Source organism: Tritonibacter sp. AK171 (assembly GCF_030127025.1).
GTDB lineage: Bacteria > Pseudomonadota > Alphaproteobacteria > Rhodobacterales > Rhodobacteraceae > Epibacterium > Epibacterium mobile.
In genome coordinates this window covers 1,335,831-1,349,869 of record NZ_CP126134.1, presented here as the reverse complement: position 1 = coordinate 1,349,869, position 14,039 = coordinate 1,335,831, and the positions used below count along the sequence as shown (strand labels likewise).

At 56.9% G+C, this 14,039-nt stretch carries 10 protein-coding genes; 3 read left to right on the top strand and 7 right to left on the bottom strand.

Translation table 11 applies throughout. From position 1 onward, the window contains the following. Positions 1-10: 10 nt before the first annotated feature. Positions 11-3,466, bottom strand: coding sequence for a transcription-repair coupling factor (gene mfd, locus QNI81_RS06400; protein ID WP_283967736.1), 3,456 nt, complete (start codon positions 3,464-3,466; stop codon positions 11-13). A gap of 29 nt (positions 3,467-3,495) precedes the next feature. After that, a complete protein-coding gene (locus QNI81_RS06395; RefSeq protein WP_283967735.1) occupies positions 3,496-4,017 on the bottom strand; it encodes a component of SufBCD complex in 522 nt (173 codons plus the stop codon). 178 nt (positions 4,018-4,195) lie between these two features. On the opposite strand from QNI81_RS06395, the gene hemB reads away from it, so the two are divergent. Beyond that, positions 4,196-5,194, top strand: a complete 999-nt coding sequence (gene hemB / locus QNI81_RS06390; RefSeq protein ID WP_283967734.1) for a porphobilinogen synthase — start codon at positions 4,196-4,198, stop codon at positions 5,192-5,194. Between the two features lie 132 nt (positions 5,195-5,326). Then, positions 5,327-5,899, top strand: coding sequence for a lipid-binding SYLF domain-containing protein (locus QNI81_RS06385; RefSeq protein ID WP_065321865.1), 573 nt, complete (start codon positions 5,327-5,329; stop codon positions 5,897-5,899). A 57-nt stretch (positions 5,900-5,956) separates the two neighbouring features. Here QNI81_RS06385 and QNI81_RS06380 read toward each other — a convergent pair whose 3' ends face one another. Next, positions 5,957-6,829 carry an NAD(P)-dependent oxidoreductase gene (locus tag QNI81_RS06380; protein WP_283967733.1) on the bottom strand — a complete coding sequence of 291 codons (873 nt, stop codon included), beginning with the start codon at positions 6,827-6,829 and terminating at the stop codon, positions 5,957-5,959. A gap of 114 nt (positions 6,830-6,943) precedes the next feature. Between QNI81_RS06380 and QNI81_RS06375 the strand changes: the two genes are divergently transcribed. Further along, positions 6,944-9,415, top strand: a complete 2,472-nt coding sequence (locus tag QNI81_RS06375; RefSeq protein WP_283967732.1) for a penicillin acylase family protein — start codon at positions 6,944-6,946, stop codon at positions 9,413-9,415. 16 nt (positions 9,416-9,431) lie between these two features. On the opposite strand, the gene hflX is transcribed toward QNI81_RS06375, so the two are convergent. The 4 genes from hflX to trkA form a co-directional block, all read right to left on the bottom strand. Further along, complete coding sequence (gene hflX / locus QNI81_RS06370; protein WP_283967731.1) at positions 9,432-10,703, bottom strand: GTPase HflX; 1,272 nt, start codon at positions 10,701-10,703, stop codon at positions 9,432-9,434. Then, positions 10,703-10,942, bottom strand: coding sequence for an RNA chaperone Hfq (gene hfq / locus QNI81_RS06365; RefSeq protein WP_005611588.1), 240 nt, complete (start codon positions 10,940-10,942; stop codon positions 10,703-10,705). Before hfq ends, hflX begins: the two co-directional genes overlap by 1 nt. Before the next feature lie 132 nt (positions 10,943-11,074). After that, positions 11,075-12,613, bottom strand: a complete 1,539-nt coding sequence (locus tag QNI81_RS06360) for a TrkH family potassium uptake protein (protein ID WP_005611591.1) — start codon at positions 12,611-12,613, stop codon at positions 11,075-11,077. A 1-nt stretch (position 12,614) separates the two neighbouring features. Further along, positions 12,615-13,991 (bottom strand): Trk system potassium transporter TrkA, encoded by a 1,377-nt coding sequence (gene trkA / locus QNI81_RS06355; RefSeq protein WP_009176502.1) that lies wholly within the window; start codon positions 13,989-13,991, stop codon positions 12,615-12,617. Positions 13,992-14,039: the final 48 nt, after the last annotated feature.

Genomic DNA, 14,039 nt, shown 5'->3' with positions numbered 1-14,039 from the left:
TAAGGCGATATCAGCTCATCTTGGCTTTCTTACGTTCTGCCACGATCTTCTCTGCCAGATCCCGCGCAATCGCAAACGCGCCTTTGATCTTATCGCTGTCTTTACGCCAGTCACGGCGGACAACGATCTTATTATCCTTCACCTTCGCCAAACCATCCTGCGATTGAATGAACTCGACGAGGCCTTGCGGAGAGGCGAACTTGTCGTTGTGGAACTGAATGGTCGCGCCTTTGGGCCCGCCATCCAGCTTGGCAATACCGGCCTTTTTGCACATCGCTTTAATCCGAACAACCAGCATCAACGTGTTGACCTCCTTAGGCAATTTCCCAAATCGGTCAATCAGCTCGGCGGCAAACCCTTCCAGTTCGACTTTTGATGTCAGCGACGACAGACGGCGGTAGAGCCCCAGTCGCACGTCCAGATCTGGAACATAGGTTTCCGGGATGAGGACCGGCACCCCAAGATTAATCTGCGGCGCCCATTGTTCATCCCCCTCAATCAGCCCCTCGACCTCTCCGGATTTGATCTTGGCGATCGCCTCCTCCAGCATAGATTGGTACAGCTCATAGCCCACATCGCGCATCTGGCCGGACTGTTCTTCCCCCAGCAAGTTACCTGCACCCCGGATATCAAGGTCCTGAGATGCAAGGGTAAATCCTGCGCCTAGGGTATCGAGAGATCCCAAAACACGCAGACGTTTTTCTGCGCTATCAGTCAGCTTCTGGCGCGGTTTTGTCGTAAGATACGCATAGGCGCGTGTCTTTGAGCGTCCAACACGCCCCCGTATTTGATAGAGCTGAGCCAACCCGAACATATCTGCGCGATGCACCACCATCGTGTTGGCAGTTGGGATATCGAGACCAGATTCCACAATCGTCGTCGCCAGCAGGACATCGTATTTCCCGTCGTAAAAGGCGTTCATCCGGTCGTCGAGTTCCCCTGCCGCCATCTGACCGTTTGCCACCACATAGCTAAGCTCCGGCAGTTGCTCCTGAAGGAAGGCCTCAATTTCCGGCAAATCAGAGATCCGCGGCACGACGTAGAAACTCTGCCCACCGCGATAGTGTTCGCGCAGCAGCGCCTCGCGAATGGTGATGGCATCGAACTCCGTCACATAAGTGCGAATGGCAAGGCGATCCACGGGCGGTGTGCCAATAATCGAAAGATCACGCACCCCTGTGAGGCTAAGTTGAAGTGTGCGTGGAATTGGTGTTGCGGTCAGGGTGAGCACATGAATATCGGATCTGAGCTGTTTCAGGCGCTCCTTGTGAGCCACGCCAAAATGCTGTTCCTCATCAATGATCAGAAGGCCCAGATTTTGAAAGCGAATGTTCTTGGCCAGCAACGCATGGGTACCGACAACGATATCAACCGTACCTTTGGCCAGACCCTCGCGCGTTTGACTGGCTTCTTTTGCGGGAACAAACCGCGACAACTGCCTGACTTCTAGAGGAAATCCTCTAAACCTCTCTTTGAAACCGGCCGCGTGCTGACGGGCAAGCAATGTGGTCGGGGCAACAATGGCGACCTGTAGCCCAGACATTGCGGCGACAAATGCGGCGCGCATCGCCACTTCTGTCTTACCAAAGCCCACATCGCCGCAGATCAGGCGATCCATCGGCTGGCCCGAGTTCAGATCACTCATCACGTCCTCAATGGCGCGCAGCTGATCGTCGGTTTCCTGATAGGGGAACCGTGCCGAGAACTCCTCCCATGCGTGCGGCGGTGGATCCATGGCTGGCGCTTTGCGCAATGCGCGTTCGGCAGCAATACGGATCAATCGATCCGCCATCTCGCGAATACGCTCCTTCAGGCGTGCCTTTTTAGCCTGCCATGCGCCACCACCGAGCTTGTCCAATAGCCCTTCGTCATGACCGTATTTCGACAGCAGTTCGATATTCTCAACGGGCAAATAGAGCTTTGATTCTTCGGCATATTCCAACAGCAAACACTCATGTGCTGCACCGGCGGCTGTAACCACCTCCAGCCCGATGTAACGACCAATGCCGTGATCGACATGGACAACAAGATCCCCCGGAGAGAGCGATTGCGCCTCGGTCAGGAAATTCTCGGCTTTGCGGCGGCGTTTGGGTTTTCGGATCAGGCGATCACCGAGCACGTCTTGCTCGGAAATTACCGTCATATCAGGTGCTTCGAATCCGTGCTCCAGCGCCCAGACGGCCAGATGCAGCCCCGCTTTGCCAATTCTGCGCCCATCAGCAACCGCGATTGTCTCAGCCAGCCCTTCATCTTCAATCAGGCCGCTCAACCGTTCGCGCGCACCTTCTGAATAAGAGGCGACAACCACCGGCCCTTTGGTCATTCTTGCTTTGATATGGTCCGCCAAGGCACCAAAAAGGCTTATGCTTTCCTGCTGGCGCTCAGGTGCAAAGTTGCGCCCGATGCGCCCGCCAGCATCCACCACGCCGGGACCAGACGCCTGCGGCAGGGGATGAAACTGCACCGCGCGGTGCGCGCTGATCTGGTGGCTCCATGCGGTCTCATCAAGGTACAGGTTCTTCGGGGGGGTCGGCTTATAAACCGAATCCATCCGTCCCTTGGTGTCCATCGCGATTTTGCGGGTTTCATATTGATCAACGATACTGTCCCAACGCGCCACCCGCGCAGGCGTCAGTTGATCATCCAATGTGACCGTGGCTCCGGGCAGATAGTCGAACAATGTCTCCAGCCGCTCATGGAAAAACGGCAGCCAATGCTCCATCCCTTGATGTTTGCGACCAGCACTTACGGCCTCATAGAGCGGATCATCACTGCCAGCTGCCCCAAACTCAATACGGTAGTTCTGGCGAAACCGCGTGATGGCGGCCTCGTCGAGGATGACCTCAGACACCGGGGCCAGTTCCACCAGATCGAGTTTTTCTGTCGTACGTTGGGTGGCGGGATCAAACCGACGCGCACCATCCAAAGTGTCGCCGAACAGATCCAACCGTACCGGGCCGCTCTCGCCCGGGGGGAAGATATCGATAATGCCGCCGCGCACAGCGTAATCACCGGGTTCCATCACAGTTGGGCTTTGTGAAAACCCCATACGAACCAGGAACTTGCGGAGTGCATCTTCATCTATTCTGGAATTCACGCGCGCAGAGAATGCAGCCTCTTTCAGAACTTCCCGCGCCGGGACACGTTGCATGGCAGCGTTGAGTGTTGTGAGCAAGATGAACTGCTGTGGCAACCCGTGCACCAAAGCCGCAAGCGTCGCCATCCGCGCCGCAGAGATATCTGCGTTTGGAGACACGCGATCATACGGCAGGCAATCCCAGCCGGGAAAAATGACAACGGGAACGTCAGGCGCAAAAAACCGCAGCGCGGATCGCATTGCCTCCATCCGTTTGTCATCGCGCGCGATATGCAGCACCGGCTTACCACCGCGCGCCATTTCCTTCAGAACCAGACGCGCGTCGAACCCTTCGGGCGCGCCCCCCATGACGACGGATTGCTGTGACATGAGTCTTCCTTGTTCTTCGTGTTCGCCGCTCAGCCGAGCACGCCGATTGTCAAATTTTGATACATACCCCAAAGGGCTGTCACAAAGATGGACGCGACACCAACCAATTGGATTATAATCCGCGTGTGCGTTAGCCTCTTGCGCAGAGCTTCGTCATCGTGAGGTGTGCGCAATGCCCGCGCAGTGCGCAAATTGATGAACCCCACAATATACATCGGCAGCAACATCAGCACCACGGCTTGCGCAAATTCAACGTGATACACAAACCCGAGCATCAGCAATGTCGTCACTGCAAAAAACGCGAATGCTGTCAGGATAAATCCTGATACATCAGAGATATATATCAGCCTGTTCACCTGGATACGAACAGCATCCTGCAAATCTTCCGCCGCCTCGCCACCGTGCTTCGCGGCCCGTCCAACCATGTCAAAGGGAACACCAAGTACCCAATGGCTGGCTGAGGACCATAACACCGCCAGCGCAATCCAGTACCACAGATTAGAAAACGACCGAAGGTCAATCAGTTCGAAGATGATACTAAACAGATCCAAGGCGCGTTTATTCCCTGATAGGTTATTGTCGGTGGTGCATATCTGCGCACCCGCCCTGTATCCATCGCCACGCCCTGCGACACAAGTACTGCTGCGTCAGAAATGCGCGGATCGGGCACTTGTGAAACACCTCTGTTCCATGCAACCCATAAGCACCAGAACAGTGTAAGAGACCCAGATGCCCTACGTCAGCACGCCTTTCCCCGCTTCCCGCCCTCGTCGCCTGCGTGCCTCAGCCGCAGTGCGCAACCTGACGCGAGAGAATGAACTGTCGGTGAATGATCTGATCTGGCCCGTTTTTGTACGCGACGGAGAAGGTATCGAGGAACCCGTTCCCTCCATGCCCGGCGTGGTGCGTCGATCCGTGGATAAAGTCGTGGAGGCCGCGATTGAGGCGCACGCGCTCGGCATTCCGGCGATCTGCCTCTTTCCGTATACTGATCCCTCTTTAAAAACAGAGGATTGCGCCGAGGCGTGGAACCCCGAAAACCTCTGCAACCGGGCCATTCGCGGGATCAAGGCAGCGGCGCCTGACCTTGCAGTGATGACCGACGTGGCGCTCGATCCCTATAACATCAACGGGCATGATGGTTTTGTGATCGATGGCGAAATTCGTAATGACGAAACCGTTGAGGCCCTGGTCAAGATGACGATGGCGCAAGCCGAAGCTGGCGCCGATATCATCGGTCCTTCAGATATGATGGATGGTCGTATCGGCGCGATGAGGTCCGCGCTTGAAAGCAAGGGATTTCAGAACGTTACGATCCTATCTTATTCCGCAAAATACGCCTCCGGGTTTTATGGCCCGTTCCGTGATGCGGTGGGAGCATCGGGTGCGCTGACCGGGGACAAGAAGACCTACCAAATGGATCCTGCCAATACCAATGAAGCCATGCGTATGATTGCCCGCGATCTGCGCGAAGGGGCGGACATGGTCATGGTGAAACCCGGTCTGCCATATCTCGATATCTGTCACCGTGTAAAAGAAGAGTTCTCCGTACCCACCTTCGCCTATCAGGTCTCTGGCGAATACGCGATGATCCAGGCCGCTGCACTCAATGGCTGGATCGATGGCGAGAAAGTCATGCTAGAAAGCCTGATGGCCTTTCGCCGTGCCGGTTGCGATGGTGTATTGACATATTTCGCCCCGCAAGTGGCCCGGTTGCTGAACGGATAAGCGGCACGGCAGGTTCCCCCGGCAGGAACCTGCTCAATTTGACAGTCTTCGACATGACAGCCACACGGATTATGCATATAGTGTCGCCAAACAAGGCGTAATAAGCGCTAAATTCCATGAGCAGGTATCAAAATGGACACTTCTAAATCTCGTCTTTCCCGACGTGCGTTTACCGCAACCGGTCTCGCCGCCATTGGTGCAACCGCTGCGTGTAGCAATGGTATTGGCAACACAAACGATGTGAAAATCGACGCACGAGTGAATGCAACGCTCAACCAAATGTATGACCGTTACCCTGGCACGCGCGATCTTGCCAGTAAATCTGCCGGTATGCTGGTGATGCCCCTCGTCACTGAGGCCGGATTTATTTTTGGCGGGGCCTATGGACGCGGTGCGCTGCGGATCAATGGTGCGACCGTTGATTACTACGCCGCACTCAAGGGCAATGCCGGTCTGCAAATGGGCGCGCAGCAATATTCGCATGTGCTGTTCTTTATGACCGATGCCGCTTTGGCCCGCTTCCGCCGCTCCTCCGGTTGGACTGCCGGTGCGGATCTTGAATATGTCGTGATGGATGAAGGCGATGCATTGACCGCTGACACCAACACGCTGACGGCGCCGGTTGTTGCTGCGGTGTTTGGTCAGGCAGGCATTCGCATCGGTGCCACCATCGAAGGCTCCAAATACACGCGCATTATCCCCTGATATTCATAAATATCAGATAGATAAAAGCCTCCCTTCATTTAGGGAGGCTTTGTTTTTTCAGCCCATCGCGCGCAGACGTTTGATAAGAGAAGAGGTGTCCCAACGGCCACCGCCGAGCTTTTGCACGTCCTTGTAGAACTGATCGACGAGCGCGGTCACCGGCAGGCTCGCACCAATATCATCTCCTGTGTCGAGACAGATCCCGAGATCCTTGCGCATCCAGTCCACCGCAAAACCATGATCAAAGTGATCGTCAAGCATGGTCTCATAGCGATTGGCCATTTGCCAACTGCCTGCGGCTCCCTGGCTGATCACCTCAACCACCGCACGCCCATCAAGACCCGCTTTTTCTGCAAAATGCAGCGCTTCGCTCAGACCCTGTACCAAACCTGCAATTGCGATCTGGTTGCACATCTTGGTCATCTGACCCGCACCGCTCTCGCCGATACGGCGGCAAATGCGTGAATAGGCCTCCATGATAGGGGCAGCCTTGTCGAAATGATCAGCGTCTCCACCGCACATGATCGACAAGACACCATTTTCGGCACCCGCCTGGCCGCCGGAAATAGGTGCGTCGACAAAACCAATCCCTGATTTTTTTGCAGCGCTATAAAGCTGCGCAGTCACTTGCGCCGAGACGGTGGTATGATCGACAAAGATTGCTCCCGCCTGCATTCCCGCAAAAGCACCGTCATCGTCCAAACAGACTGACCGCAGATCATCATCATTGCCCACGCAGGCCATCACGAAATCCGCACCTTCCGCGGCTGATTTGGGTGTCGGCGCGAAACTGCCGCCTGTCTCGCTTGCCCAACTTTCCGCCTTTGCGCTTGTGCGGTTATAAACGGTTACAGAATGCCCTGCCTTTTGCAGATGTGCCGCCATCGGATAGCCCATGACGCCCAATCCAAGGAACGCAATTTTTGCCATGTCCTTTCCCCCTGTTCTGTCTTCGCATATGTTGGCGCCAACCCTAGCAGCACCGGCCTAAAGCGCAATGCGGCTTGGCAACAAACACCGAAATACCAAGGGAATAGACAACGAATGGCACGCCTTTTCCGCTGGCTCCTACGCCTGACAGCCGGCACGATTCTGCTTGGGGTTCTGGGGGCGATCCTGGTCTATTTTTTGGCAGCGCAAAGCCTGCCGGAGTACGATAAGGAAATCGCCCTGCCCGGCCCCACTGCTCCGGTCGAAATTGTACGCGACAATGCCAATGTCCCCCATATTTTTGGCAGCTTTGGTGCCTCGGATGAGGATGTGTTTTTTGGGTTGGGCTATGCCCATGCGCAAGACCGGCTCTGGCAGATGGCAGTGATGCGGCGGACTGCCCAAGGGCGTCTATCAGAAGTATTCGGCCCACGCACCGTTAAAACAGACAGTTTTTTGCGCCGCCTTGATCTCTACGGCGCGGCGCGCAGTTCCGTATCCTCACAAAGCCCCGAGGCTTTGCGCGCGCTGACGGCTTATTCTGCGGGCGTCAATGCGCGCCTTCAGGAAGTAAACGAGAATGCTCTTGGTCGTGGCGCGCCGGAAATGTTCCTGTTCAACATGCCGATTGCGCCATGGCAGCCAGCTGACAGTATCGCGATTATGAAACTGATGGCGGTGCAACTGTCTTCGAACATGCAAGAGGAAATCCTGCGCGCCCAAACCTCGATCGCGCTGGATGACCCCAAACGGCTGCTTGATATCCTGCCGGATGCGCCGGGATCTGGTACAGCTACGTTGCCGGAATACACCAGCCTGTTTCCTGGGTTGGACGGCCTTAATTTGGCTGACCCGCAATATGCCGCACTGATGCCAATCGCCCCGCGCGGCCTTGGCGGCGCCTCCAATGCATGGGCCGCAGCGCCCAGCCGCTCCGCTGCGGGCGGCACCCTGCTTGCAAACGATCCGCATATGACCCTGACCGCGCCGGGCACATGGTATCTGGCGCGGCTCGAACTCGGCACGGGTGGCGTGATCGGTGGCACAATTCCGGGTATTCCAGCGGTGCTGACCGGGCGGTCGCAAAAAATGGGTTGGGGGCTGACATCGTCCTATCTGGACGATCAGGATCTGTTTATCGAGAAGATCAACCCTGACAATCCGCAAGAATACCTGACCCCGAACGGCTATCAGGAATTCACCTCTCGTCCCTCTATCGTTCAGATCAAGGGCAATGCACCGCTCACGCTGACCCTGCGATGGACGGACAACGGGCCTGTGTTGCCCGGATCATTATTTGATCTCGCCTCGATCACGCCTCCCGGCCATGTGGTGAGCCTTGGCTGGACAGCCCTGTCGCGCGAGGACACATCCATCACGGCAGCGCTGGACTTGATGCGATCTGAGAACGTGCAGCAAGCCATTGACGCCGGAGAGAAATTCATCGCGCCCTCGCAGAACGTCACGCTTGCGGATCAAGAGACCATCGCGCTGAAAACCATCGGTGTGATGCCTGACCGCGATCTGCGCAACCAAAGCCAGGGCCGCTTGCCCAATCAAGGATGGCGGCGTGAAAACCGCTGGCAAGGGCGGCTGCCCTATGCGGCCAACCCGGAGTTTGTCTCACCCAGCGGCGGTATTCTCGGCAATACCAATAACAAGCTGCTCGAGCGCCCTTTTCCGAACCATGTGACCTACGCATGGGGCGACACCCAACGGATCAATCGTTGGCGCAAATTGATGCAAGGGCGCGAGGTCCATACCCGCGACAGCTTTATCGAAGCGCAGCTTGATACCGTGTCATACAGTGCCCAGACCCTCTTGCCGCTGATTGGCGCAGATCTTTGGTTCACTGGCGAAGCCGCTGCGGATGGCACGCCAGAGCGACAACGCCATATCGCGCTGTCCCTGCTGGCGGAGTGGAACGGCGAGATGAACGAACATCTGCCCGAACCATTAATCTATGCAAGCTGGGTCCGTGCTTTGCAAAAACGCCTGATCGAAGATGATCTTGGTCCGTTGGCTGATGCATATACCCGAGTAGAGCCATTGTTCTTGGAACGGGTGTTCCGCAATGTAGATGGTGCGTCGGCCTGGTGCGATGTCGCGCAAAGCGCACCGATCGAAAGCTGCACCGATATGGCACGGCTCGCACTGGATGACGCGCTGGTCTATATCAGCGAGAATTACGGCAGCACGCTCGAGAGTCTGCGCTGGGGAGATGCCCATCAGGCGACCCAAGATCACGAAGTTCTAGGCGATGTGCCGTTGCTGCGGTATTTCGTGAATATTCGCCAATCCACCAGTGGCGGAGATAACACCCTGCAGCGCGGTTTGACCTCCGGTGAGGAACCAGAGCCCTTTAATAACGTGCATGGAGCCGGTTATCGCGGGGTCTACGATTTTGCCGATCCGGACAGTTCCGTCTTTATCATCGCCACCGGACAATCGGGCCATTTCCTGTCGCGCTACTATGACGACATGGCGCAATACTGGCGTCGCGGCGAATATATTCCGATGTCTCTGGATGAAAACCTGGCGCGGGCTGCCGCCGTCGGCGTCACACGTATTTTGCCGCGCGACTAAAAAAAAACGCAGCGCCCTAAAGCGCTGCGTATTGTGCTTTTTGCTTGTCGGTCCAGCGTACGGAGATCTCAAACCCTGTATCGGTTTGCTCTTCCTTTTGGACCACATCCTGTTTGAACAACCATGCGCGCTGCTTGCCTTGCGAAAAATCGAGGTGCAGCACCTCATGATGACGCACGCCCTGCAATTTCAGCGCGATGTCATTCAAAAGTTCCGGCAGGCCCTCGCCGGTGATTGCAGAGATCGCATATAGCTCCTCGCTACGCTCAGCGCGTTGGCGACAGGCATCTGCGTCCTCTTCTGAGAGCTGGTCGATCTTGTTCCAGACCTCAATCAACGCGCGATCCTCATCCACACCAAGGGAATTGAGGATTTGCTCCACATCTTCGGCCTGATTTTCGGTGTCGCTGTGACTGATGTCGCGTACATGCAGGATCACATCCGCCGCCAACACTTCCTCCAGTGTCGCACGGAAGGAGGCGACCAGCTCGGTCGGCAGATCAGAGATGAAGCCCACCGTATCAGACAAGATCACTTCGGGGCCGTCGGGCAACTCCACGCGGCGCATGGTTGGGTCAAGCGTGGCAAAGAGCATATCTTTGGCCATCACATCTGCACCCGTTAACCGGTTGAACAGTGTGGATTTTCCCGCGTTGGTGTAGCCCACAAGCGCAACAATCGGATAAGGGATCTTGGCCCGCGCCGCGCGATGCAGCGTCCGGGTTTTCACCACCTTATCGAGCTGGCGACGCAACCGCACAAGTTGCTCGTCAATGGCGCGGCGGTCAGCCTCGATCTGTGTTTCGCCGGGGCCGCCGACGAAGCCGAGTCCACCGCGCTGACGCTCCAGGTGGGTCCAGGCCCGCACCAGACGCGTGCGCTGGTAGCTGAGCGCAGCCATCTCCACCTGCAATACACCCTCACGGGTGCGCGCACGATCTGAGAAGATTTCCAAAATCAGACCGGTCCGGTCCAAAATCTTCACCTTCCAGGCTTTTTCCAAATTGCGCTGTTGGACCGGGCTGACTGGGCCATCAATCAGGACCAGTTCCACCTCCTCCGCTTTGAACAGCGTCTTCAGTTCTTCGATCTTGCCGGAACCAAACAGCATACCGGGATGCGCCTTGGGCAAACCCACGACTTTCGCCCCGACCACTTCGAGGTCGGGGAGTGCGGCGGCAAGCGCCACACCCTCTTCGAGCGCCGTAACAGCGTTGCGACGATCCCTGTCTGATTTGATATCCGGATGCAGGACCCAGGCGCGGGTCTGCTTCCTATCATGCTCCATCAATTGGAGTCTTCACCCTCATAGAGACTGATCGGCTGGGCCGGCATGATGGTCGAAATCGCATGCTTATACACAAGCTGCGACTGGCCATCGCGGCGCAGCAGCACACAGAAATTGTCGAACCAGGTGATCACGCCCTGCAGTTTCACACCGTTGATCAGAAAGATTGTGACTGGAACTTTTGTTTTGCGAACGTGGTTCAGGAAAGCGTCCTGAAGATTCTGTCTGTCCGAAGCCATTTGCTTATTATCTCGCCTTTGTTCTTGTTACGCGCTGCGGCCCAACGCGTCCCTTATGTCGAGTATGGACGCAGATTTAGCGGGTTTCCACCCGAAAAACGTCACTTTTCCACATGACTTAGCCAGTTTGTGTCAGTTGCGCCAGAGATTGGGCGACAGAAGCGCAATAATGGCCAGCGTTTCAAGACGCCCCAAAACCATTGCGAAACACAAGATCAGCTTTGCAGGCGCATCCAAAAGGTTCAGCTCAATCGGAACCTGCCCGGCCGCCTCGATCAGCGGACCAGTTGTCGACAGCCCCGCAACGGCGAGAATCATCGCCTGTTCAAACGGAATACCAAAGGCTGACAGCGCCACCGAGATCAGCGTCAGCGACAGTGCGAACAACATGAAAAAGATCCACGCCACAAAAGCACCGTTGCTTTGCAGGCGTCTGTTTCCACGCCCCTCTCCGCTGACGGATGACGGCAGGACCAATCGCTCCATTTCGCGCAGACCATTGAGGTAGAGCGCATAGACACGCAGCAGCTTTACGCCCCCCGCAGTGGTGGCAACACCACCGCCCATCACCGCGAGACCAAGCAGGATCATTCCCGGTGTCTCCAACCCGGACCATTCCTGCGCACTGAACCAATATGCGCTTTCGAATCCGTTGGTGGTCAGAAACGAGGTGACGGTGAACAGCGCGCCCCAAAAGGACGCCAGCGCCATGGTCCAATCGTCCGATGCGTTGACCTCCAGCGCAGCAATCCAGTGGCGCAAAAAGAGTAGCATCGGCACGCCGATGATGATCAGCATGCCGGTCCGGAACTCGGGATCTTTGTCGAGACGCCCATGTCCAACCGCGACCGTGTCGCTGGAAAATGTCAGGCGCGACAGGGCAAACAGCAGGAAGAGGAACATCACCATCTCACCTGCAAGTCCCGATTGAGCTGCGCCAATTCCGCCAATCGGCGAAAGACCAGAGGTCGCCATAATCGACATCGCATGGCTCACCGCGACCAGACCGCTCTCGCCACAGAGCATCAGCAAAAGCGCCAATGCGAAGGTCAGCCCCGCGTAAACAGGTGCCAGCGCCCGGGTTACGAGGATCAGCTTACGACGCGGATCGGGACGCTGGCTTTCGCGCAAGATCGCATCACTGCGGCCCGGCTCGGCGCGGGTTGTGACCTCAAACCCGCCAAGCGACAACGGCGCCAGAACTGCAGATGCCGCGATCCACATGAACATGCCACCCAGCCACGCGACCAATACGCGCCACAGATGCACCGATTGCGGCACTCGCCCGGGACGATCAAAGATATCCGCGCCGGTGGTGGTCAACGCACTGACCATATCGAAGTAGGCGTTCAGGTAGCTTGTGTTTTGCAAAGCATCCTGCAGTGGAATCGCAAGGTACAGGGGCAAAAACACAAAGGTTGCCAGCAAAGTCATCAACTGGCCGGGCATCCCATATCGCGGTACCCGATTGGAAATCGACAACCCCACGAACGTCACCAAGGTCAGCCCAACGATCCCGGAATAAAAGAAACTCTGCGAGGTTTGGTGGTCGTCCACGATCACCGCATAGACAGCCGGGATCCACATGGCGATTGCAAACACCCCCCAGATGAGCAGCAACAGCGGCAACCGCAAGATACCGCGGACTTGGGACAGGGGACGGCGCTTCATGCTAGAAGTAGTCGATCGAGACCTGCATGAGGCGCTCAACCTCGCGCACATCTGCGGCCATGGCAAAGAGCGCGATGGTATCGCCTGCCTCGATCCGGAGGCCCCCGCTTGGGCGCACCACTTCGCCGTTTTTGCTGACAGCACCGACCAGAACACCTTCGGGGAAGTCGATATCGCGAATGGCCTGACCTGCCATCGGCGAAGTCGAAAGGACCTCGGTCTCGATCACCTCCGCCTCAGCGTCACCAATCGAATAAACCTGCCGGATGCGACCATAACGGATGTGGCGCAAGATAGAGCTGACGGTGGTTGCCCGCGGGTTGATATGTGCGTCGATCCCCAAATGCGGCAGCAACGGCAGAAGCGTTGGGTCGTTGATCAGGGCAATCGCGAAGGGACAGCCCTCGGTTTTGGCGCGGACCGCTGCCAGCATATTGGTTTTATCATCATCGGTCACCGCAAGCATGGCGTCGGCCTTGTCGATCCCCGCCTCGATCATCAGGCCCCGGTCCAGACCATCACCGTTCAAAACGATCGTGCGCTCCAATGCTTCGGCGGCAATTTCCGCGTGTTTGCGGCTTTTCTCGATCATCTTGGCACGGGTGCGACCGGTGCGCGCCTCCAGTGCCTTGGCGACCTCCAGCCCCACGTTACCACCGCCGACAATCACCACACGTTCCTGACGTTTCTCTGTTTTACCAAAGACTTCCATGGTGCGGCTCACGTCATCTGCGTGGCAGAACACATAGGCTGCGTCGCCAACAAACAGCTGATCGCCCGGCTCCGGCGCAAAAAGCGTTCCATCGCGGCGAATACCCACAACAATGGCGCGCAAGGTCGAGAACAACTCGGTGAGCTGCCGCAAGGGTGTGTTCACAACCGGGCAATCTTCCTCGACGTGAATGCCCAACAGCTGTGCGCGACCATCCATAAATACTTCGGTGTCGAAGGCCGCAGGCGCGCGCAGACGTTGCATCGCAGCGGCGGCAACCTCTCGCTCCGGGCTGATGACCACGTCAATCGGCAGATGGTCGCGACGATAGAGATCAGAGTAAATCGCGTTCAGATAGCTTTTGGCCCGCAGGCGGGCAATCTTGCGTTGGATGGCAAAGACCGAATGCGCCACCTGACAGGTGACCATGTTCACCTCGTCCGAGTGGGTTGCAGCAATGATCATATCCGCATCCCGCGCCCCTGCCCGATCCAGCACATCCGGATATGAAGCAAAGCCCGCAATCCCTTGAACATCAAGGGTATCTGTCGCTCGGCGCACCAGATCAGGATTGTTGTCGACGACCGTGACATCGTTGTGTTCGCCCGACAAATGCCGCGCGATCTGCCAACCGACCTGCCCGGCTCCACAGATGATAACTTTCATAGACCGCTCTCCGGGCGCTGGACTGCCTGATTTGCATGCCAGATGGTT